General features: G+C 65.8%; 17 protein-coding genes. 10 read left to right on the plus strand and 7 right to left on the minus strand.

From position 1 onward, the window contains the following. The first annotated feature begins 24 nt into the window (after nt 1-24). The 3 genes from ML540_RS05450 (at nt 25) to ML540_RS05460 (ending at nt 3,953) form a co-directional block, all read left to right on the plus strand. On the plus strand, nt 25-2,106 hold the full coding sequence (locus ML540_RS05450) for an ArnT family glycosyltransferase (RefSeq protein ID WP_243359119.1): 2,082 nt from the start codon (nt 25-27) through the stop codon (nt 2,104-2,106). A gap of 11 nt (nt 2,107-2,117) precedes the next feature. Beyond that, the gene (locus ML540_RS05455) at nt 2,118-2,963 is read left to right on the plus strand and encodes a glycosyltransferase family 2 protein (RefSeq protein ID WP_243359121.1); all 846 of its coding nucleotides are present in this window, start codon (nt 2,118-2,120) and stop codon (nt 2,961-2,963) included. A 429-nt stretch (nt 2,964-3,392) separates the two neighbouring features. Beyond that, on the plus strand, nt 3,393-3,953 hold the full coding sequence (locus tag ML540_RS05460; RefSeq protein ID WP_243359124.1) for a tetratricopeptide repeat protein: 561 nt from the start codon (nt 3,393-3,395) through the stop codon (nt 3,951-3,953). Between the two features lie 92 nt (nt 3,954-4,045). Here ML540_RS05460 and ML540_RS05465 read toward each other — a convergent pair whose 3' ends face one another. The 7 genes from ML540_RS05465 to ML540_RS05495 form a co-directional block, all read right to left on the minus strand. Next, entirely contained in the window at nt 4,046-4,462 is a 417-nt protein-coding gene (locus ML540_RS05465) for a secondary thiamine-phosphate synthase enzyme YjbQ (RefSeq protein WP_243359126.1), read from the minus strand. Between the two features lie 401 nt (nt 4,463-4,863). Then, on the minus strand, nt 4,864-7,044 hold the full coding sequence (locus tag ML540_RS05470) for a glutamine synthetase III family protein (RefSeq protein ID WP_243359127.1): 2,181 nt from the start codon (nt 7,042-7,044) through the stop codon (nt 4,864-4,866). A gap of 573 nt (nt 7,045-7,617) precedes the next feature. Beyond that, nucleotides 7,618-8,745 carry an acyltransferase family protein gene (locus tag ML540_RS05475; RefSeq protein WP_243359129.1) on the minus strand — a complete coding sequence of 376 codons (1,128 nt, stop codon included), beginning with the start codon at nt 8,743-8,745 and terminating at the stop codon, nt 7,618-7,620. Between the two features lie 6 nt (nt 8,746-8,751). Further along, nucleotides 8,752-10,299: a sialidase family protein gene (locus tag ML540_RS05480; protein ID WP_243359130.1), complete on the minus strand. Its 1,548-nt coding sequence runs from the start codon at nt 10,297-10,299 to the stop codon at nt 8,752-8,754. A gap of 53 nt (nt 10,300-10,352) precedes the next feature. Further along, on the minus strand, nt 10,353-11,543 hold the full coding sequence (locus ML540_RS05485; RefSeq protein WP_243359131.1) for a sensor histidine kinase: 1,191 nt from the start codon (nt 11,541-11,543) through the stop codon (nt 10,353-10,355). Continuing rightward, a complete protein-coding gene (locus ML540_RS05490; RefSeq protein ID WP_243359132.1) occupies nt 11,540-12,547 on the minus strand; it encodes a hypothetical protein in 1,008 nt (335 codons plus the stop codon). The genes ML540_RS05485 and ML540_RS05490 overlap by 4 nt, the downstream gene beginning before the upstream one ends. A 107-nt stretch (nt 12,548-12,654) precedes the next feature. After that, nucleotides 12,655-13,296: a C40 family peptidase gene (locus ML540_RS05495; protein WP_243359133.1), complete on the minus strand. Its 642-nt coding sequence runs from the start codon at nt 13,294-13,296 to the stop codon at nt 12,655-12,657. A 429-nt stretch (nt 13,297-13,725) separates the two neighbouring features. On the opposite strand from ML540_RS05495, the gene ML540_RS05500 reads away from it, so the two are divergent. From ML540_RS05500 to ML540_RS05530, 7 genes are read left to right on the plus strand one after another with little or no spacing between them, the layout of a single operon-like run. Beyond that, nucleotides 13,726-15,354: an ASKHA domain-containing protein gene (locus ML540_RS05500; protein ID WP_243359140.1), complete on the plus strand. Its 1,629-nt coding sequence runs from the start codon at nt 13,726-13,728 to the stop codon at nt 15,352-15,354. Continuing rightward, nucleotides 15,344-16,516 carry a small ribosomal subunit Rsm22 family protein gene (locus ML540_RS05505; protein WP_243359141.1) on the plus strand — a complete coding sequence of 391 codons (1,173 nt, stop codon included), beginning with the start codon at nt 15,344-15,346 and terminating at the stop codon, nt 16,514-16,516. The genes ML540_RS05500 and ML540_RS05505 overlap by 11 nt, the downstream gene beginning before the upstream one ends. Further along, nucleotides 16,513-17,154: a lipoyl(octanoyl) transferase LipB gene (gene lipB, locus ML540_RS05510; RefSeq protein ID WP_243359143.1), complete on the plus strand. Its 642-nt coding sequence runs from the start codon at nt 16,513-16,515 to the stop codon at nt 17,152-17,154. The genes ML540_RS05505 and lipB overlap by 4 nt, the downstream gene beginning before the upstream one ends. Continuing rightward, nucleotides 17,114-18,052, plus strand: coding sequence for a lipoyl synthase (lipA, locus tag ML540_RS05515; RefSeq protein WP_243359146.1), 939 nt, complete (start codon nt 17,114-17,116; stop codon nt 18,050-18,052). The genes lipB and lipA overlap by 41 nt, the downstream gene beginning before the upstream one ends. Before the next feature lie 8 nt (nt 18,053-18,060). Further along, a complete protein-coding gene (gene rfbC / locus ML540_RS05520) occupies nt 18,061-18,666 on the plus strand; it encodes a dTDP-4-dehydrorhamnose 3,5-epimerase (RefSeq protein ID WP_243359147.1) in 606 nt (201 codons plus the stop codon). A gap of 21 nt (nt 18,667-18,687) precedes the next feature. Further along, nucleotides 18,688-20,130, plus strand: a complete 1,443-nt coding sequence (locus tag ML540_RS05525; RefSeq protein WP_243359149.1) for a mannose-1-phosphate guanylyltransferase/mannose-6-phosphate isomerase — start codon at nt 18,688-18,690, stop codon at nt 20,128-20,130. Nucleotides 20,131-20,157: 27 nt separating this feature from the next. Further along, nucleotides 20,158-20,697, plus strand: coding sequence for a cytochrome c3 family protein (locus ML540_RS05530; protein ID WP_243359151.1), 540 nt, complete (start codon nt 20,158-20,160; stop codon nt 20,695-20,697). The last annotated feature ends 2 nt before the right edge of the window (nt 20,698-20,699 follow it).

Genomic DNA, 20,699 nt, shown 5'->3' on the forward strand with positions numbered 1-20,699 from the left:
CGCAAGAGGATACCCACCGCCCACATGGCACGGAACGCATTGAAGATCATTCTTTGGCTGGCGGCCGCCGCCTTGGCTGCGTCCACGTTGCGGCCCGTCGCGGGGTTGGACGGCGTGCTTGTTTTCCGGGCGCTCTACGCCGGTCTGGCCCTGGCCTGTCTGGCCGCCCTCGCTCCGCGGTCCGGGATCGCCTCCGCCGGACGAACGGCGGCGGGGCTGCTCACGCCGTTCTGCGTGGCGCTTCTCGCGGCCGGCCTGGCCGCCCGCGTGGCGGACAAGTCCTTGCACGTGTACGTCTGCGGCCTGCATTCGCCGGTCATCAGCGAGATCATGGAGGGCCGGGAGATCGTGAAGGCCTGGATGCTCACCCAGCATCAGGGCATTTACACCCGCCTCCAGGACTACCCGCTGTTCATCACCCTCTACGGCCCCCTGTATTACCTGCTGGGCGCGGCCTCCACCGCCTGGTTCGGCCCGGGTGTCTTCGCCGCCAGGCTGGTGAGCGTTGCCGCCGGAGCGCTCCTGGGCGGCGTGGTGGCCATGCTGGTGCTGCGGCGCACGGGCAGCGCCTGGGCGTCGCTTGCGACGCTGGGCCTGGCCCTGCTCACGCCCACCATGGCCTACGCGGCCCACGCGCGGCCGGACGTGCTGGTCTGGCTGACCTTGTTCACCGGAGTCTGCCTCCTTCAGGAAGCGCTGCGCTCTCCAGGGCGCATGGGCGCGTCCTTCTGGGGAACGGCCTTTTTCTTCGTGCTGGCCGCGTTCTCCAAGCAACAGACCTGGGTGTTCATCCTGGCGGCCCTGGGATTTTGCCTCTGGCGGCGCGAATACCGGACGTTCGGGCTGCGGCTGGCCCTGGCCGTGTCCGTGGGCGCGGGGGCGTGCCTGGGGGCGGCCCAGTGGGGCACCGAGGGCGAATTCCTGCGCCAGACGCTGTCGTTCCCCAGCCGGATGGCCAAACTCTCCAGCTACAACAGCTTCCTCAGCGCGGGCGAGCGCTTCTGGGAGTTCCTGCGGGAGCACTGGGGGCTTACGGCGGTGTTCGTCGCGTCCTGGGCCATGCGCCGCCGGGAACGGCTCGAGGTCATGGACGTGATGTTCCTGGCCGGGCTTGCCTCCATGGTGATGGTCATGCGTTGGTGGGGAGCCTCGGTGAACCATTTTCTGGGGCTTGCCATGTTCATGATCGCCGCCTGCGGCGTTTTCCTCGCGCGCCTTTCGCGGGAGGGGCGGGTGGGGTGGGCTGTGCTGTGCCTGGGCCTGCTCGCGCCCCCGGCGTTCGGCGTCACGTATCCGGAGGGCGCCGATCCGTGCGGCACGGACCAGGAGGTCCGGGACGCCGGGGGGCTCGAGGAGCGTCTCGGGGCCCTGTCCGGGCCCGTGATCATGGACGCCGAAGGGGCGTACGTCTTCCTGGGGCATCCGGTCTTTTCCCGGCTCAGGCTCTACGACGCCTTCGAGACGGACATTTTCGACCAGACCGGCCTGTGGAGCCTGGCCGATTCCCCCCTGGCGCGCGACATCCGCGAGCGGCGCGCGGCCGCCTTCGTGGACAGCCGGGTGTTCATGTCCGCTGACCTGGCCTGGCTCGTGCGGGCTTACTACCGCGAGGATTTCCGGACCGGCCGCTACACGGTGTTCGTCCCAAGGACGGATCTGGACATCGCCGGGTTCGCGGGCCCGGGCAAGCCCTGCGCCGGGGCGTGCCTGGAGGCGGAGGACGTGCGGGGACTCAAGAACTGGGGCAACTACCTCCAGCCCGAAGCGGAACGGGGGGAGCTCGTTCTGAAGGTCGACGCCGGGCAGGCCGCCGCAGGCTTCACCGTGCTGGCCTTTCCCCGACTCACCGGGGCCGGGCAGTCCGTTCGCCTTTCGTATTCCGTGGACGGGGCGGCCTGGACGCCGCTCGGGTCCAGGACGTTCGAGGGCAGCGTGTCCGGGACAGGCTTCGAAACGCCGTGGGAAGCCTCGGCCGACGCGCCCGGACGAGTGGTGCGCATCCGGTTCGAGCTGGAGGGGGCGGCCCAGCTGTGGATGAATCCCCGCAGGCCGCTGCTGGCGTATCTGCGCCGTGCCGGTTTGACAGGGCCGGCCGGGCTGAACTAATCCTGAAAGCAATGAACCGCGCTGCCCGCCTGACCTTGTCCGTCGTCATCCCCGCCCACAACGAGGAAAAGAACATCCCCGGCAGCCTGCGCCCGCTATGGGTCAGGCTCGACGAGGCTGGAATCGACTACGAGCTGGTCGTGGTCAACGACAACAGCGCCGACGGCACCGGAGCCGTGCTGGACGCCCTGGCCGAAGAGAACCCCCGCGTCCGCCGGGTGGACCGCACCCCGCCCAGGGGATTCGGACGAGCCATCCGGGCCGGACTGGACGCCGCCTCCGGTGATGTGGTGGTCATCTATATGGCCGACGCCTCCGACGATCCCGGCGACGTGGTCATGTATTACAACGAGATCTGCAACGGCTACGACTGCGTCTTCGGCTCGCGCTTCATGAAGGGCTCCAGGACCAGCAACTATCCCTGGTTCAAGCTCATGGTGAACCGCCTGGTGAACACCATGATGCGCCTGCTGTTCTGGACGCGCTTCAACGACCTGACCAACTCCTTCAAGGCGTTCCGGTCGCACGTGCTGCGCGAGTGCGGGCCTTACCGCGCCAGCCATTTCAACATCACCATCGAGCTGTCCCTGTCCGCGCTCATCCGCAACTACAACATCCTGCAGGTGCCCATCAGCTGGCAGGGACGCACCTGGGGCAGCTCCAACCTCCACCTCCAGGAGATGGGCAGGCGCTATCTCTCCACGCTCATCAAGATCTACTTCGAGAAGATCCTCATCCGTGACGACCTCATCGCCGAAACCCTGGCCCACAGGCAGCAGGTCGGAGGCGGCGGACTGGAGGGCAGGATCGACCGCCTCGAGGAGAGGGTCGAAGCCCTGGAACGCCAGGGCGGCTAGCCCTCCCTTTGCGCCCGGCGGTACGGGCCGTCGTCCTTCCTGCGTGTTCGCGCGGCTGGGAATGCCGCATTCCGGAGCGGCCCAGGAAATTCCCGTCCGGCCCCGCGTGTCCGTGCGCCCCTTTGTTTCTCCCCCTCAGCGTTTCGTCTCGGCGTTCAAATAAACGTTCCCCACTGATAACATTCTGGAATTATTCATTTCATCTTTGGGGGGAGTGTTGTTCTTCGCGTTCGGGCGACTTGATATTCCGTGCAGATTCATTCGAGCGGCGGCTGTTTTCAGGGCAACATACTGCTATCATGAAGTAATTTTCCAATATGTGAATCAGGCCAGGGTTCGTTTCGCTTTTTTCTTGCCCAATTTCTGTTTGTCGGTCATATGGTTAAGTATCTTTCCACGTATAACATACGATCAGGAGGAACCATGGGCATGCGTATTCTCGTACTGGCTCTCGTTGCGGCGCTTTCGCTGAGCGTCGCTCCCGCCGAGGCCGCCAAGAAGGCCACCAAGAAAGAGATGCAGGAAATGGACATGACCTACGCCAAGGCTGTCGAGTACGTGAACCACCATCAGTGGAACGCGGGCATCGAAGCCATGACCAAGGTCATCGACAACCCGAAGACCTCCAAGGACATCCTGGCCAACGCGTACGCCGACCGCGGGTCGTGCTACGCCAACAAGAAGATGACCGACGAGGCCATCATGGACTTCAACAAGGCCCTGGAAATCAAGCCCGACCTGAAGGGGACCTATTACGAGCGCGGCCGGGCCCTGGCCATGAAGGGCAAGCACGCCGAAGCCGTGCAGGATTTCTCCAAGGCTATCGAAGGCTCGCAGCCGAGCCTCGTTACCGCCGGTTATTATTACAACCGCGGCATCAGCAGCATGAACATGTCTCCGCCCAACCCCGAGCAGGCCAAGTCGGACTTCGCCATGGCCAAGAAGCTCAATCCCAAGCTGAAGATTCCTGTCAAGTACAAGGATTTGTAGAACATCGTACATCTGACGTATCGAGAAGCCCCCGTCCGGATGTCCGGACGGGGGCTTTTCTGTCGGATGAGGCGGCGATCCCGCTCCGGCCTCTACTCCCCGAGGATCTTCACCAGCACGCGCTTCCTGCGGCCGCCGTCGAACTCCCCATAGAAGATGCGTTCCCAGGTCCCCAGGTCCAGTTCGCCCTCGGTTATGGCCACCACCACCTCGCGGCCCATGATCTGGCGCTTCATGTGGGCGTCGGCGTTGTCCTCGCCCACGTTGTGCCGGTAGCCGGAGACGGGGTCATGGGGGGCCAGCTTTTCCAGCCACACCTCGTAGTCGTGGTGCAGGCCGGATTCGTCGTCGTTGATGAAGACGCTGGCCGTGATGTGCATGGCGTTGACCAGCACGAGGCCTTCGCGCACGCCCGATTCGCGCAGGGCCTCGCGCACCTGGGAGGTGATGTTCACGAAGCCGCGCCTGCCCGGGACGTTGAACCAGAGTTCCTTGCGGTAGCTTTTCATGCCCTGGCGCTTATCGTCACGGGATGAATCCGTCCAGTTTCCAGATCACGAGGATGATCGCCACAATGATGAGAAAGGCGATAGAATGGTTCACCAGGGCCCTCCGCCGTGTTTGGCGAAGAGGCGAGCAAGGATCGCGCCTTTAGATTATTGGTTAAATTACAGATTGTTACGTGGCGATGTGAGGAGGGGCGTGTAAGGGACGCCAGACGTGATGCCGGAAATCTTTACACTGGCAGGATCTGGCGTGACTCCTGGCGGCGTGCACGCACGCGCTGGACGAAGCCGCGCACGGCCCCAGCTCTTCCCGCGCCGGAGGGGCAGCCCGGGGAAGGGCGTGAAACGAAAAGGCCGCCCCCTTGCGGGAGCGGCCTTCATTTCGCGTTGGACCGTTCTCCGGGTTAGCGGATGAACAGCATCTCCTGGTAGGAGGGCAGGGGCCACAGGTCGTCGGCAACCACGGCCTCCAGGGAGTCGGCGTAGCCGCGCACGGCAAGCATCGCGGGCAGCACCTTCTCGCACATGAACTTGGCGTGGGCCAGGGTGTCGCCGCCCTCGTGGGCCACGAGCTTCTCCAGCTTGTCCACCTCGCCCTGCATGGAGCGCAGCTTGGCGGTGACATCCTCCAGGGAGGCCATCTTGAAGTCGTGTCCGATGGCCTTCAGGCTGGCGCAGGTGTCGGCGAGCTGTCCCTGATAGCGCATGGCGGCCGGGAAGATCACGGTGCGGGCCATGCGGATCACCAGGTTGGCCTCGGTGAGGATGGTCTTGACGTACTGCTCCAGGTAGATCTCCTGGCGGCTCTTGACCTCGGCCTCGGAGAAAATGCCGTACTTGGTGAAGAGCTCGATGACTTCCTTGCTGGTGAGCACCGGCAGGGCCTCGGGGGTGGTCTTCAGGTTGGGCAGGCCGCGCTTGGCCGCTTCCTTGTGCCAGGCGTCGGAGTAGCCGTCGCCGTTGAAGATGACTGCGTCGTGCTCCTTCATGATCTTCTGCAGCAGCTTCTGCACGCCCTCGTTGAACTGGGTCTTGTTGACCTTGCCCAGCTTCTCAAGCTCCGTGGCGATGTAGTCCAGGGACTCGGTCATCATGGCGTTCAGGGCCACCTGGGCTCCGGCGATGGAGTGGGAGGAGCCCACGGCGCGGAACTCGAAGCGGTTGCCGGTGAAGGCGAAGGGGCTGGTGCGGTTGCGGTCGCCCGGATCCATGGGCAGCGGGGGCAGGGTGTCCACGCCGATGTGCATGGTGCCCTTCTGCTTGGAGCCCTTCACTTCGCCCTTCTTGATCTGCTCGAACACGTCGGCCAGCTGCTCGCCCAGGTAGGCGCTCATGATGGCCGGGGGAGCCTCGTTGGCGCCCAGGCGGTGGTCGTTGGAGGCGCTCGCCACGGTTGCGCGCAGCAGGGCGCCGTACTTGTGCAGGGCGCGGATGGCGGCGGCGCAGAACACCAGGAACTGGGCGTTGGAGTGGGGGGTGTCGCCCGGATCGAAGAGGCTGCCGAGCTCGGCGTTGCCCAGGGAGTAGTTGAGGTGCTTGCCCGAGCCGTTGATGCCCGCGAAGGGCTTCTCGTGCAGCAGGCAGATCATGCCGTAGCGCTTGGCCACGGTGCGCAGGGTGGTCATGACCAGCTGGTTGTGGTCGGTGGCCAGGTTGCCCTGCTCATAGATGGGGGCGATTTCGAACTGGCTGGGGGCCACTTCGTTGTGGCGGGTCTTGACCGGCACGCCCAGCTTGAAGAGCTCGCGCTCCACTTCCATCATGAAGGACAGCACGCGCCGCGGGATCACGCCGAAGTACTGGTCCTCGAACTCCTGGCCCTTGGCGGACGGAGCGCCGAAGAGCGAACGGCCCGCGATGAGCAGGTCGGGGCGGGAGAACACGAAGTTGCGGTCGATGAGGAAGTATTCCTGCTCGGGGCCGGCGAAGCTGGTGACGGGCAGCTTGGTGTTGACGCCGAACAGCTTCAGCACGCGCTTGGCCTGCTTGTTGAGCGACTGCAGCGAGCGCAGCAGAGGGGTCTTCTTGTCCAGGGCCTCGCCGGTCCAGGAGACGAACGCGGTGGGGATGCACAGGAAGGTGCCGTTGGGGTTCTCCAGGATATAGGCCGGGCTGGTGACGTCCCAGGCGGTGTAGCCGCGGGCTTCGAAGGTGGCGCGCAGGCCGCCGGAGGGGAAGCTGGAGGCGTCGGGCTCGCCCTGGATGAGCATCTTGCCGGAGAACTCGGCCATGGCGCCGCCCTCGCCGTCGGGCACCAGGAAGGCGTCATGCTTCTCGGCGGTGAGGCCGGTCAGGGGGTAGAAGACGTGGGTGAAGTGGGTGGCGCCCTTCTCGATGGCCCAGTCCTTCATGGCGTTGGCCACGACGTCGGCGACGGAGGGGTCGAGCTTCTCGCCCAGCTTGATGGTCTTCTTGACCGACTTGTAGACGGCCTTGGGCAGGCGCTCGGCCATGACCTTGTCGTTGAAGACGTTGCAGCCGAACACGTCGGTGGGCTTGGTGTCGTGGAAGTTGAGGGGGGCGTGCCCCGGTTTGTAATTGATGATAGCCGAGATGGCGTTCAAACGAGCCTGGATTCCACTCATAGGATGCTCTCCATGGGGGTTAAGTGGTACGAAATGCTCCGAATGAGATGGCCTGCCGGAAAGAGCGCGTTCCCGGGCGCGCGAGGCTTGGCCAGGCGACCGGATGGGACGCAAGGGGCGCTCGACAGCGGGAGAGGGCCGCATCGCGGGAAGGTTCGCTGCGACAGGTGCAAAATTGTGGATTGCTCCGCCAAGCAGGACCTGTCGATATTTTCTTCCCGCTTCTTTCCGTCGTCATTTTCAATAATGTAAATTAGTCGCCGGGCAATGTAAAGGGAGTAAAAAACCTAAAATTGATTTTCCGGCTGAATTATCCCCTCCGGACCCCTTTGCGGGGCTTCCGCGACGGCTCACCGGGGTGGTAATAGCCCGAATTCAGGCCCTGTTCCACCCTTTTTACGCATTTTTTACACAGGATGCCAAAACCGGCGATTTTACCTGTTTTTCGAAAAAGAAACCATCCGGGGCGAACAGACCCCAAGGCGCGCCGCGCCGGACAGGCCCGCCTGAGGGGGGATCCAATAAAAACGGCCGCCCCGGAGGGCGGCCGCCTTCAAACGCGGAAGGAGGACCTCAGCCGATCTTTTCGTTGATTTTGGCCACCAGAGAGTCCGTGATCCTGGCCGCCAGGATCGAGAGGAGCCCGCACGCGCCGGTCAGGAAGATGAAGGCAGGAAAGGGGTCCATGGCCGGGGCCACCAGGCGCGAGGCGTAGTCCAGGATGGGCTGGTGCATGAGGTAGATGCTGTAGGACGCGGCCGCGAACTTGGAGATGGGCCCCCAGGTGCCGAGGGAGTCCATGGTGTCGGAGAAGAAGAACAGAAGCCCCACGCAGGTCACGCAGGCCAGCCAGTACAGGTGCGTGGCCAGGAGCACGAAGGACGGCACCCCGAACGCCAGGCCCCAGGCAGTGAGGACGGCCAGGACGATCCAGGCCGCCAGGCGTTTGCCGCCGAAGGCCTGGCCCAGGGAAAGCCCCTGGCCCAGCACCGGGTTGGCAGCCGGATCGCGCCAGAGCCTGGCCAGGTACATGCCCAGGGCGAACTCGCCCAGGCGGTAGGGCAGGTTGAAGTAGAAGAGGTAGTTGCACATGGCGAAAGCCGAACCCGGGAAGAGCTTGGCCAGCACCTCAAGCAGAGCCCACAGCCCGAAGCAGCCGCCCACCAGCACCATGCCCGCCTTGCGCGTGCCGAGCTTCTCGAACACTCCCCAGAGCAGAGGATAGGCCAAGTAGAACTGGGCCAGAAGCCCCATCCACCAGTAGGCCGGGACGATGTCGAAGAACACCGACGGGTTGAGGGTGTGCACGAACAAGAGGTGCTGGGTGAACGAGCCGAGCAGGTTGGCCCCGGCCTTGCCTGCGGCTATGGCCACCAGCGTCCAGAAGACGAGCCCGATGTAGTAGTTGGGACAGATGCGCAGGAAGCGGTGCCTGAGGAAGGTGAAGTAGCCGGGCATGGGCCTGCCGCCGGGACCGGCGAAGGGCAGGGTCAGCACGAACCCGGTGACGATGTTGAAGAGGATGACGCCCATCCAGCCCTGGGCCAGGATGGCTCCGAAGGCTGGTCCCATGGGGTTCTGCGTTCCTGCCAGGGGCACGTCGGACCAGAGATGGTAGAGGAAGATGCCGGTCACGGCCACGACGCGCATGACCTCGATCTGTCCCAGGGTTTTTCGCTTGGCGGGGGCTTGGCTGCTCATGTGGCCTCACGGGGTTGGGGTGAAGTCGGAATCCTCGAACCATGCTCCGCGAACGTGGCTGGACCGGCCGGGCTCGTAGCCGGGCAGGTCGCCTCCGCCGTGGTGGAAGGCGCAGAAGTAACGTCCGTCGGGAAGAACGTCCCAGCCCGAGTAGCCGTAGTCCCCGGGGTTGGCCTGGCGGTCGTTGGCCAGTTCCAGCACGCGGGCCAGGACGTAGGCGTCGGGGAGCCCCTGGGAGGGGGCCCAGCGCCAGGAGTATTCCCGGTCGTAGCGGGGCTCGCTGATGGACAGCGAGACGCTCTTCCACAGGTGCCTCCCGCCGTTTTGCTCCTGGGTCGCGGCGTTGCCGAAGATGACGGCCCGGGTTTCGGCGGCGCGGGCATCGGCCGGGTAGGTCCCGGCGGCGTGGCCGTTCACCGAGGCTTCCACCTGCCCGGGGGCGTAGCGCAGGGTGATGCGCACGGGCTGGCCCGGCTCCACGGGGATGGGCGGGGTATCCTTGCCCGGGGGCATGATGCGGTCAGGGAAGAAGCGCCACCAGCCCGCGAAATGGATGGCGCAGGCTTTCTCCTGGGCCTCGGCCACCAGAAGCTCGGCGGTGAGTTCGGCCCGGGCGCGCTCGGGGTCGCTCATGGGGCGCAGGGCATAGCGCACGGCATGAGAGAGGCCGGGATCGTTCTCGATGAGCAGGCCCTCCGGGGTGAGGAGAGGATTGCCCGGCGACGGGTGCAGGCCGTGAACCTCATAGTCGTGGTCCAGTTCGTCGAGGGTGCCCATCCAGGCGGCCGTGCCGCCGTCCGGGCCCACGTTGCGGTAGGTGACCAGGAGCCTGCCCGACGGGGTGACTCCCACCGTGGGCCTGTGGCCGGCCACGGGCGTAGGTTTGGGGTCGGTCCAAGTCGCGCCCTGGTCATGGCTTATACAGAAGTACATGGGCTCGAACACGAAGGAGTTCTCGCGCAGGAGCGCCAGCAATCGCCCGTCGGGCAGCCGGGTCATGGACGCCTCGCACAGCACCAGGTTGGGGTCGTAGGCCAGGACGGAATACGGCCGCCAGGAGGCACCCTGGTTGCTCGAAGCGTAGACCAGCTGTTCCGAGGGGGCCTGGCGGATCTTGGGCATGGCCTGCTCGCCCCGATGGGTGTGGGCCGTGGTGATGAAGTGCCCTGGGGAGAGGGGGACCACACGGTCCGGCAGGGGCATGTACGCACCGGTGTAGGGGGCGCGGTGGAAGGAGCGCGCGTTGTCGATGCTCCAGAACTGGCATTGGGAGTGGTCATCGATGACCAGTATCCGGCCATCCTCCAGGTGGGTGACCCTCGGGCAGTGCCCCACGGCGGCGTTCAGGTACTGCGGGGAGGACCAGGTGCGCCCCAGGTCGTCGCTCACCGTGAAGAGCAGGTCGGCCCGGTCGGCCACGTGCTTGTCCGACTGGCGGTAGACGCAGAGCAGGCGCCCGCCGCCTACCGTACGGACATCCGGAAAGCACAGGTAGTGCCCGGGGCGGGCGTCGATGGCCACGTGCCGGGACCGGTCGCCGCTTAAGCTTGGCATGGAAAATCCCTCCAGTGAGTGCATGTGCCCGCAATCACCGGCAATGTCAAAATTCAGGGCGTTTCGCGGGTGGTGGACAAAACCGAGCGGGGCGCAGGGATGGGAAAGCGCAAGGTGAACCGTGAACCCGAAGCGTCCGAGACCACATCCATCGTTCCCCGGAGTTGATGGGTGAGGTTGGTCACCAGCTGCAAGCCGAGGGAGTCGGCCGCGTCCACGGAGATATCAGGCGGAAAGCCGACGCCGTTGTCCTCAACCACGAGCCGGGCTTCGGACCCTTCCTGCGAGGCGCGCAGACGGATGACGCCGCTCGTTCGTCCGGTGAAGGCGTGCTTGAGGCTGTTGGTGAACAGCTCGTTGACAATGAGCCCACAAGGGATGGCAAAGTCCACCGGCAGGCATAGGTCGCGGCACTCGATGTCCGAGGTGACAGACTTGTCCTTGGGGCGGTACGCCTGCAGCAGAAAGGTCGAGAGCTGGCGCAGGTAGTCGGGAAAATCGATGCGGCTCAGGTCGCCCGAGCGGTAGAGCTTCTCGTGGACCAGGGCCATGGCCCGCACCCGGGCCTGGCTGTCGAGAAAGGCCGCGGCGAGGCTCTCGTCATATTTGAGGGACTGAAGCGAGAGCAGGCTTGAAACGATCTGGAGGTTGTTCTTGACCCGGTGGTGCACTTCCTTGAGGAGCACTTCCTTCTCGGCCAGGGAAATCCGCAGGGCTTTCTCCACGGATCTGCGCTCGGCGATCTCCTTTCGGAGTTTCTGGGTGCGCTTGCGCACCAGCACTTCCAGGCGCTCGCGGTGGAGCTGGTTCTCCCGGATCAGGCTGGCCCGCTCGATGACCTTCTCCAGTGAATAGACCAGGATGGCCATGTCCTCGATGGGCTTGGTGAGGAAATCCCAGGCGCCCAGGCGAAGTGCCGCGATGACGTCGTGGATGTTGCCGGTGCCGGAGACAACCACCACTGGCAGGTTGGGCTTGAGGGCGGCGGCCCTCTCGAGCACCGCAAGGCCGGACATCCCGGGCATGGCCAGGTCCAGGAGCACGGCGTCGAAAGTCTCGGCCTGGATCAGTTCGAGCCCCTGCATGCCGTCCTGGGCCGTGGCGACGCTATGCCCCATGTCCTGCAGGAAAGCCTGAACCGTCAGGCGCAAGGCCGGTTCGTCATCGACGCAAAGAATGCGCATGGGGTGCGCGGGGCAGCCGTCCGAGTCGAGTTTGACCATCGATCCCGGAAGGAGGCTCATGGCGCGGCCTGGGCCTGCGCGCCGCGTGAGGAGTCGCCGATGATGAGGAACTTCCCCGGATAGGCAACGGGCTTGCGGTCTTTCTTGAGCAACCAGGAGTCCGGCCTGGTTCTGGCCCATTCCTCGTAGTTGCGGTCAAGGATGGCGTAGGTGTCCAGGAAGCGGTTGAGCCCCTGGGAAATGCGCACGCATCCCTTGGAGTCGGTGCGGCCAAGCCTCGCCTCGCCCTTGTCAGGGTCGGTGGAGTGCATGAGCAGGCGCATCTGGCTGACCGTGTTGCCGTTCTTGTATTTCTTGATGCCTTTCTGGTCCCCGAAGTCCCATACGCGGCTGTCCTTGGCGCCGAGCCCGCGCCAGCCGTCCTGGTTGGGCGTGCCCAGGGCCCGGTAGGAGAAGTTCTCCACCATGTTCTCGAACACGCCGATGGGCGTTTCAAAATAGTCTCCGCCCTTCTCGATGTTGCCCGAGGAGATGAGGTCCACGCCCAGGATTTCTATCCGGCCGCTTCCGGCGTCGTAGAATCCCACCGAGATGAATTGGGCCGAAGGGTTGCGGTCGGCGTAGACGAAGTATTGCGAATCCTCGAAGGAAACGCCCGCCCGGGACATCTGGGCGAGGACGTCCTTGCGGATGAAATCGCTGTAGGCTTGATCCAGGGAGAGCAGGCGCTGGCGGCGCTCGTCGATGATCTGCGAGACCTTGGGCGAATTGCGCCACATCTTCTTGAGCTGGTCGAGCCTGTCCAGGGTGGGCTTGTGGACCGCCGTGGCGAACACGTGGCGCATCTCGGCCGCCTCCTCGCCGGGAGATTCGGCCGCCTGCTGGACGGGAGCGGAGGTCTTCTGGTCAAGGGAGGCATGCCTGACCGGGGGACGTGAGGAGTCCTGCTGGCCGTATGCCGAGTGCCACCCGAGGGCGAGGCACGCCGGAAGGGCGATTCCTGCCAAAAAAGCCAGGATGTTGCGGGGATAGGATGATTTCTTTTTCTTTTTCGAGCTGGCCATGCCGCTTACCAATGCATGGGATTTGATCTCATTTAGCTCAAGGCCCCGCAAAAGGAAAGGGCGGAAGCATCACGCCACCGCCCTTTTCAGCTTATGCCGGAAGAATGCTAGAAGACCCGACGCGCGCCAGTGAACTTGCGTTCCCAGGTGGGCTCGTCCAGGCTTGATATCTTGACGGTGTCTCCGGAACTGGAGCTGTGGATGAACTTGTTGTCTTCGAGATAGATGCCGACGTGGGTGATGCGTTTCTTGCTGCCGAAGAAGACCAGGTCGCCTTTCTTGAGCTGGCTTTTGGCGATGACCTTGCCCTCCATGAACTGCTCACGGGAACTGCGGGGCAGGTTGACGCCGAGCTTGCTGTAGACCCATGTGGTGAATCCGGAGCAGTCGAAGCCGGTGCCGGGTTCGGTTCCGCCGGCGCGGTACAGCGTGCCGATCTGGCTGAAGGCCAGGGCCACCAGGCGCTGGTGTGTGGCGGTTCCGGTCAGGCCGGAGAGCTCGAAGGGGTTCTTGGAGCCGGCCACCACTCCGGGCACGGGCAGCGCGCAGTAATTATTGCCGCTGAAGTGCAGGAAGGGGGAGGCAGGTTCGAAGGAGGCGGCGAGATTTTCGGAAGGCTGTTGGCTGTCGGCGATGTTTTGGCGAGAGGAATACTGTTTGGATCCGCATGCGGTCGTGGCCATCAGGAGAGCACATACGATCAGGACACGCATGGTCATCCAGGGGGCAAGGGGTGTGGTGCGTAGCATCTCTTCCTCGTCTCCTTATGTTCAGTCAGTTGCTGAGGTTGCTGGTAGCGAGTCCAGACAGCGCCGTGAGGCGTCGTTTTGAGCAGGTCTTGGACTCGGGACTATGGGCAAGATTCTCGGTGGTAACGCCCTGCGGAATCTGTGTCCGCTTCGATTGGGCGGTCGTGCGGGGGCGGCGTCGTTCGGGAAAAACCCCAGCCGGGAGCCTCGCTTAGTGATCTTGCCTTGAGGTCGTCTCTAGTCGGCTGAAAATAAATTGTCCAGGGTTTTTCCAGGGATTGTGGACAAAAAAACATAACATGCGTAAATGAAAGGATAAATGATTGTTGCGAAATAAAACTAAAAGTGTATCTTTTAATGTTTGTCTTTTGCCTCGTCGGGAAAAGGGCTTGCGATTTTAAACACCCGAAAGCATCCTCGCGCAATACGATGAACACGTTCAGAATCACTTGGAAAAACAGCGGAGCCGAGACCGAAGCATCTATCGAACCCGGACTCACCCTGGCCCAGCATCTGTACATGGCCGGGGCCTTCCAGGGACGGCCGCTCTGTTCTGGCGCCGGGCGCTGCGGGTTGTGCCGGGTCCGGTTCCTCGCCCAGGCTCCGGAGCCGCTCCCCGAGGAGCGGGAGATCCTTTCCTCCGCACGCCTGGACGAGGGAGGGCGTCTGTCCTGCAGGCGGCCCCCGCAACCGGGCTCAAAGGTGGAAGTCTCCCGCGGACCGGGAACGCCGGACCAACCGGGGGCGCTCCCGGACGCCCCTGCCGGGACCTTCCTCGGGATAGACCTGGGCACCACGTCCGTGCACTGGCGCTGCCTGAGCCGGACCGGGCGGCTTTCGGGCTCGTTCCTCAATGAGCAGCTGGGGGCCGGGTCCGAGGTCATGTCGCGCCTGGCCCTGGCGCGGGTTCCCCTCGGCGCGGCGCGGCTGCGCGAGGCCGTGGTTCGGATGGTGCGCGGGGTGCTGGCCGAAACCGGGGCCGTCCCGGGTTCAATCTGTCTGGCGGGCAACACCTGCATGACCTATCTGGCCTTGGGGCTTGACGTCTCGGGGCTTGCCCGCGCTCCCTACCGGCTGGACTGGCCCGGAGGCGGCAAGGCCCGCCTTGACGGGGGGCTCCCCGAGGTCTACATCCCGCCGCTCCTCGCGCCTTTCGTGGGCGGGGACGTGAGCGCCGGGATTGCTGCCCTGGAATTTTCCGCCCGGCCCCCCGTGCCCCCTTACCTGCTGGCGGACCTGGGCACCAACGGCGAATTCGCCCTGGCGCTCCCGGACGGACGGGTGCTGGTGGCCAGCGTCCCCATGGGCCCGGCCTTGGAAGGCGTGGGCATGGCGAACGGCATGATGGCCGGTCCCGGCGCTACGGTGGCCTACGGGGTGTCTCCGGCCGGGCTTGCCCCGGTGCCGTACGTAGGTGCATATAAGGATGGGGAGCCGCCGCGCGCCCTTGGCAAGGGCGGCCAGGGCGGGCTCGACGCGGCCGTCCTGGGCTCCTCGCCCCGCGCGCCCATACGGGGCGTGTGCGGCACGGGCTACGTGAGCCTGCTGGCCAGGCTTCTGGCGCTCGGCGTGGTGGACGCGTCCGGTCGGTTTGCGCCCGAGGCCGCATCGCCGCTCGCGGCGCGGGTGCTCTCCGGGCTTGCGCGCGGCCAGGGCCAACCGTCGCTGGATTTGGGAGGCGGCCTCAGGCTCTACGCCACGGACGTGGAGGCCCTGCTCAAGGTGAAGGCGGCCTACGCCTCGGCCGTGGCCATCCTGCTGGACGAGGCCGGGCTTGATTTTTCCTCGCTCACCGGGGTGCTCCTGGCTGGAGCCCTGGGAGAGCACGTCCAGGCGGCCGATCTGGAGGCCCTTGGCTTCTTCCCGCCGGGCGGAGCGGCCAGGGTCCGGGCCGTGGGCAACACCTCCCTGGAGGGGGCCTGCCTGGCGGCCGCGCGCGAGGACGTCCGGCGCTGGCTGGCGGAATTGCCCGGACGGACGCGGCTGGTGGACGTCGTGTCCCGGCCGGATTTTCAACAGATCTATATGGATTCCATGAGGTTCTCCCATGTCAGGTGATCAAGCCGGGCAGATTCTCCGCGCCGCGCCGCTCTTCCCCAGGCCCTCCGGGCCCCTTGTCGCGGCCCTGGCAGGATACCGCAAGGCCCTCGAGGCCGTGCACCCTTTGAAGCCCAAGCACCGTGCGGGCCTGCCGGGCGATGTGAAGCGCCTGTCGCTTGCGCTCACGGCCGAGCGCGGCCCCGGCCCCCAGGCCAACTACCTGGCGAGCCCGGCCAACCTGTCCGCATACCTTTATTACTTCCTGCCCTGGAACCTCTACCGCCTCTCGCGCCTGTTCACCGGGCTGGACTTCGATATCCCGGACGGGGCCACCGTGCTGGACCTGGGCTCAGGCCCCCTCACCCTGGCCCAGGCCCTGTGGATTTCCCGCCCCCGGCTGCGCACCCGCAAGCTGCGTTTTCTCTGCGTGGACCAGACCGGACAGGCCCTGCGTGCCGGCCGCGACCTCTTCGAAGCCCTTACAGGCGAGGAGGGCAGGGCCTGGACCATTGAGCTGATCCAGGCCCCGGCCCACAAGGCCCCCCAGGAGCCCTGCGACGTGGTCATGGCCGCCAACGCTTTGAACGAGCTGTCCAGGGGCAGGGGCGAGGAGGGCCACGAGGCCCTGGAGCGCATCTGCGAAATGCTCTTGTCGCGTCTGGATCGCGAGGGCAGGCTCATGCTGGTGGAACCCGGCACCCGCCTGGGCGGCAAGCTTCTTTCCCGGCTGCGCGACCTCATCATCGAGGAGGGGGTGTCTCCCCTGGCCCCCTGCACCCACGCCGAGCCCTGCCCCATGCTGGCCCCGCGCTGGCGCTCCTGGTGCCATTTCGTGTTTCCGGCCGAGGGCGTGCCGGACTGGCTGGCGAGCATCACCAAGCAGGCCGAGCTGGACAAGGACCGGGCCAGCCTGAGCTTTCTGCACATGAGCGCGGGCGAGCCCGTCTACGATCCGGCCCGCTACCGCACAGTGTCGCACCGCTTCGCCCTGCCCACGGGGCTTGGGGCCTACGCCTGCGGGGCCGAGGGCCTTCGCCTGATGAGCTTCCCCAGGGCTCCTCGCGGGCTGGTGCCCGGGGCGCTCCTGGATGCGAAGTTCCCCGCGCCGGACAAGCGCGACTCCAAGAGCGGCGCGTGGCTGACCCCGGTTGCGCCCGAGCCCGAGGGGCAAGGCCGGTGAAGGTCGTCGATCTTGGACTGATCTCCTACGCCGAGGCCCTGGCCCTGCAGGTGGCCGCCGTGGAGGACGTGCTGGCCGGAGGCGAGGAGCGGCTGTTCGTGCTGGAGCACCATCCGGTGATCACCCTGGGCCGCCACGGCGGCGAGGCCTTCCTGAGCCGTCCGGCCGAGGAGCTTCGCGCCGCGGGCATCGACGTGGAGCAGGCCAGCCGGGGCGGCAACGTCACCTGTCACTTCCCGGGACAGGCGGTGATCTATCCGGTGATGCGCCTGTCGCGCAGGCCCGGCGGACTCAAGGGCTACTTTAGCGACCTGGAGCAGGCCGGGATCGACGCCCTGGCCATGCTCGGCGTTCCGGCGGGGCGCTATCCCGGGCGGCCCGGCGTCTGGACCGGGCCGCGCAAGATCGCGAGCGTGGGTGTGGGCGTGCGCCGCTGGGTGAGCTACCACGGCCTGGCCCTGAACGCCGGGCCGGACCTGTCGCTTTTTTCGCTGGTGACAGCCTGCGGGCTGCCGGGGGTGGAGATGACCTCCGTGGCCCGAGAACTCGAGCACCTGGGACGTTCCCCCGATGAGGCGGACGTCGGGAGAGTCAAGAATGCCCTCGTCCAAGCCTTCCTGTCCGTCACGGCCCGCTAGCCCGCGCCTGCCCTCCTGGCTCAAGGTGAAGCCCCCCATGGGGCAGGCTTTCGCCGGGACGGCCTCGGTGGTGGCCGGGCAGGAGCTGCACACCGTCTGCCGCCAGGCCCGCTGCCCCAACATGGCTGAATGCTTCGGCAAGGGAGTGGCCACATTCCTTATTTTGGGCGGAGTGTGTTCGCGCGCCTGCGGCTTCTGCAACATCACACCGGGCTCGCCCTCCCCCGTGGATCCCGGAGAGCCCGATCGCGTGGCCCTGGCCGCCAACAAGCTCGGGCTCAGGTACGCGGTCATCACCTCCGTGACCCGCGATGATCTTCCAGACGGCGGGGCCGCCCATTTCGCGGCCACCATCCGGGCCGTGCGGCGTGAGCTTTCCGCAGCCGCTGCCGGACCCGAAGCGGCTTCGGGAGCCGGGCCGGGAGTGGGGGTAGAAGTGCTCATCCCCGATTTCCAGGGCAGCGCAGAGGCCCTGGCCGTGGTGCTGGACGCGAATCCTTCCGTGCTCAACCACAACTTGGAGACCGTGCCGGAACTGTATTCCACGGTGCGCCCCCAGGCCGTGTACGCCCGCAGCCTGGAACTGCTGGCCCGGGCCAAGGCTTCGGGCCGGGCGCGGGTCAAGAGCGGACTGATGCTGGGGCTTGGAGAAACCCGCGAGCAGCTGGCGCGCGTGCTGTCGGACCTGGCCGGGATCGGCTGCGACATGGTGACGGTGGGGCAGTACCTGCGTCCGTCGCGGCGCAACCTGCCGGTGGTCCGCTACGTGCCGCCCGAGGAGTTCGACGAGGTGGCCGAACTCGGCCGGACGCTCGGCATCCCGGTGATGTACTGTGGCCCCCTGGTGCGCTCCAGCCACGACGCTTCGAGCCTGCTGGCCGAGGGCCGGTTGCCGTGAGGGGCCGTATGATATACACATCGCGGGATTCATCCGCGCCCAAGGGAGGTGACGACGTGGGCTTTCAGGCCACAGGCATTCCAGGACTCTGGCTTTACGCCCCCAAGGTCTTCAAGGACGAACGGGGCTTTTTCATGGAGAGCTACAACCAGGCCGCGTTCGAGGCCCGGGGCATCGACATACGTTTCGTGCAGGACAACCACGCATACTCCCGCAACAAGGGCGTGCTGCGCGGGCTGCATTTCCAGTTCCCCCCCAGGGCCCAGACCAAGCTGGTGCGCGTGACGCGCGGCGAGGTGCTGGACGTGGTGGTGGACCTGCGCGCGGGCTCGCCCACGTACGGGCAGTGGAAGTCCTTCGTGCTCACGGGCGAGAACTTCCTGCAACTGCTGGTGCCCAAGGGATTCGCCCACGGCTACCTGACGCTGACCCCGGACGTGGAGTTCCTCTATAAGGTGGACGACGTCTACGCCCCGGACTGCGACTCCGGAATCATCTGGAACGATCCGGACCTGGGCATCGAGTGGGGCGCGCACGACCCCATCCTCTCGCCCAAGGACGCCCAGCTTGGCCGCTTCAAGGATTTCAAATCCCCCTTCGTCTACGAAGGCTAACCTCCCGCGAGGCCACGCACCATGACCGCTCCCGACGCTCATAAAAAACAGTTCTCCTCCTGCCACGCCGTCATCCTGGCCGGAGGCTCCGGCACCAGGCTCTGGCCCCTGTCGCGCACGCTCCTGCCCAAGCAGCTGCTCTCCCTGGACGGCGGCCAGACGCTTCTCAAGCGCACCGTGTCGCGCGCCCTGGAGGCCTTTTCCCCCGAGCAGGTATGGGTGGTCACCAACGAGGAGCACGTCTTCGAGGTGCGCGGCCAGTTGCGCGAGCTCGACCCCACCCTGGAGAAGGGCGCCCTGGCCGAACCCCAGGGGCGCAACACCCTGCCCGCCATCATGCTGGCCCTGGACAAGATCGTGGACCAGGACCCCGAGGCGTTGGTGGCCGTCTTCCCCTCGGACCACATGATCGAGTCCAACGGGGACTGGCTGGACACCCTGGCCGAGGCCCTGCCCCTGGCCCGCGACGGCTACCTGGCCACCTTCGGCATCAAGCCCGCCAAGCCCGAGACCGGCTACGGCTACATCCGCAAGGGTGACGCCCTGGGCGGCAACGCCTTTGCCGTACGCTCCTTCGTGGAGAAGCCCGACTCGGCCACGGCGGAAAGCTATCTGAAGAGCGGCGAGTACTACTGGAACAGCGGCATGTTCGTGTTCTCGGCGAGTGCCTTCCTGGACGCCGTGCGCCGCTTCCAGCCCGTGTTCTGGGAGTGGTGGGAAAGGCGCAAGGAATCCCCTCTGGGCTGCGGCTACGGCACCATCCCGGACATCTCCGTGGACTACGCGGTGGTGGAGAAAATGGACCGCCTGGCCGTGGTGGAGGCCCGCTTCGTGTGGGACGACCTGGGCAATTGGGAAGCCATTTACCGCATGGGCCAGAAGGACGCAGGCGGGAACGCCGTGCAGGGCGACGTCATGGCCCAGGGCTGTTCGGACAACCTGCTCATCTCCCACGGCGGCAAGCTCGCCTGCGTGGGCGTCGAGAACATGATCGTGGTCCAGACCCGCGACGCCACCCTGGTCTGCCCGCGCAGCGAGTCCCAGCGCGTCAAGGACGTGGTCATGGAACTCAAGGAGCAGGGCAGCCAGCTGGTCAACGCCCACGTCACCGTGCGCCGGCCCTGGGGCAGCTACACGGTGCTGGAGGAAGGCCCGCACTACAAGATCAAGCGCATCGAGGTTCCGGCCGGGGGCAAGCTCTCGCTCCAGATGCACCATCACCGCTCCGAGCACTGGGTGGTCGTGGCGGGCACGGCCCTGGTGCAGATCGACGACAAGGAGATGCTGCTCACGGAAAACCAGTCCGTGGACATCCCCAAGACCTCCACCCACCGCCTGTCCAACCCTGGCAAGGTGCCCGTGGAGATCATCGAGATCCAGACCGGCCCGTACCTGGAGGAGGACGATATCGTCCGCTTCGAGGACGTCTACGGCCGTAACGCCAAGCCCGGCTGCGCCGTCTAGCGCCGCCTCCGTCGGATTACGGTCGCCGTGAGGCTTTGGAAGTGGGTTCTCCCCGGCCTTGCGGCCGGGCTCGCGGCGGCTTGGCTCGGCTACCCCAGGCTGGCCTGGGTGGCGCTCACCCAACCCATCCGCTTCAGCCATTCGGTCCACGCCAGGCAGGACGTGGCCTGCACCGCCTGCCACGCGAACGCGCCCGGCGGCGCGTTCAACGGATTTCCTTCGATCGAGGTCTGCGCCGGGTGCCATCCCGATCCCACTGGCGGGCGAAGCGAGGACGAGAAGGAAGCGGACAAGCTGGTGAGCGAGTACGTCAAGAAGCACAAGGACGTGCCCTGGCTGTCCATGGTCCGCGAGCCCGACCACGTGTATTTCCCCCACGCCCCGCACCTCTCGGGGAAACCGGCCGGGTGCGCTTCCTGCCATCCGGACATGGCCCGCGAGGACTATCCCGAACTCAAGCGCAACAGGATATCCGGCTACCTGAGCCGGACCATGCCCATGGCCCGCTGCCGGGCCTGCCACCAATCGAGCCGGGCCGCGGACGACTGTGTCGTCTGCCACAGGTAGCT

This window comes from Fundidesulfovibrio terrae, from assembly GCF_022808915.1.
Lineage (GTDB): Bacteria > Desulfobacterota > Desulfovibrionia > Desulfovibrionales > Desulfovibrionaceae > Fundidesulfovibrio > Fundidesulfovibrio terrae.

Bases quoted from the DNA above. Each gene is read 5' to 3' on its own strand.
- rfbC (WP_243359147.1), top strand. From the start codon at position 18,061: ATGATATACACATCGCGGGATTCATCCGCGCCCAAGGGAGGTGACGAC.
- ML540_RS05450 (WP_243359119.1), top strand. From the start codon at position 25: ATGGCACGGAACGCATTGAAGATCATTCTTTGGCTGGCGGCCGCCGCC.
- ML540_RS05525 (WP_243359149.1), top strand. From the start codon at position 18,688: ATGACCGCTCCCGACGCTCATAAAAAACAGTTCTCCTCCTGCCACGCC.
- ML540_RS05475 (WP_243359129.1), bottom strand. From the start codon at position 8,745: ATGAGCAGCCAAGCCCCCGCCAAGCGAAAAACCCTGGGACAGATCGAG.
- ML540_RS05485 (WP_243359131.1), bottom strand. From the start codon at position 11,543: ATGAGCCTCCTTCCGGGATCGATGGTCAAACTCGACTCGGACGGCTGC.
- ML540_RS05490 (WP_243359132.1), bottom strand. From the start codon at position 12,547: ATGGCCAGCTCGAAAAAGAAAAAGAAATCATCCTATCCCCGCAACATC.
- ML540_RS05495 (WP_243359133.1), bottom strand. From the start codon at position 13,296: ATGCTACGCACCACACCCCTTGCCCCCTGGATGACCATGCGTGTCCTG.
- lipA (WP_243359146.1), top strand. From the start codon at position 17,114: ATGCCCTCGTCCAAGCCTTCCTGTCCGTCACGGCCCGCTAGCCCGCGC.
- ML540_RS05500 (WP_243359140.1), top strand. From the start codon at position 13,726: ATGAACACGTTCAGAATCACTTGGAAAAACAGCGGAGCCGAGACCGAA.
- ML540_RS05460 (WP_243359124.1), top strand. From the start codon at position 3,393: ATGCGTATTCTCGTACTGGCTCTCGTTGCGGCGCTTTCGCTGAGCGTC.
- ML540_RS05455 (WP_243359121.1), top strand. From the start codon at position 2,118: ATGAACCGCGCTGCCCGCCTGACCTTGTCCGTCGTCATCCCCGCCCAC.
- ML540_RS05470 (WP_243359127.1), bottom strand. From the start codon at position 7,044: ATGAGTGGAATCCAGGCTCGTTTGAACGCCATCTCGGCTATCATCAAT.
- ML540_RS05465 (WP_243359126.1), bottom strand. From the start codon at position 4,462: ATGAAAAGCTACCGCAAGGAACTCTGGTTCAACGTCCCGGGCAGGCGC.
- ML540_RS05480 (WP_243359130.1), bottom strand. From the start codon at position 10,299: ATGCCAAGCTTAAGCGGCGACCGGTCCCGGCACGTGGCCATCGACGCC.
- ML540_RS05505 (WP_243359141.1), top strand. From the start codon at position 15,344: ATGTCAGGTGATCAAGCCGGGCAGATTCTCCGCGCCGCGCCGCTCTTC.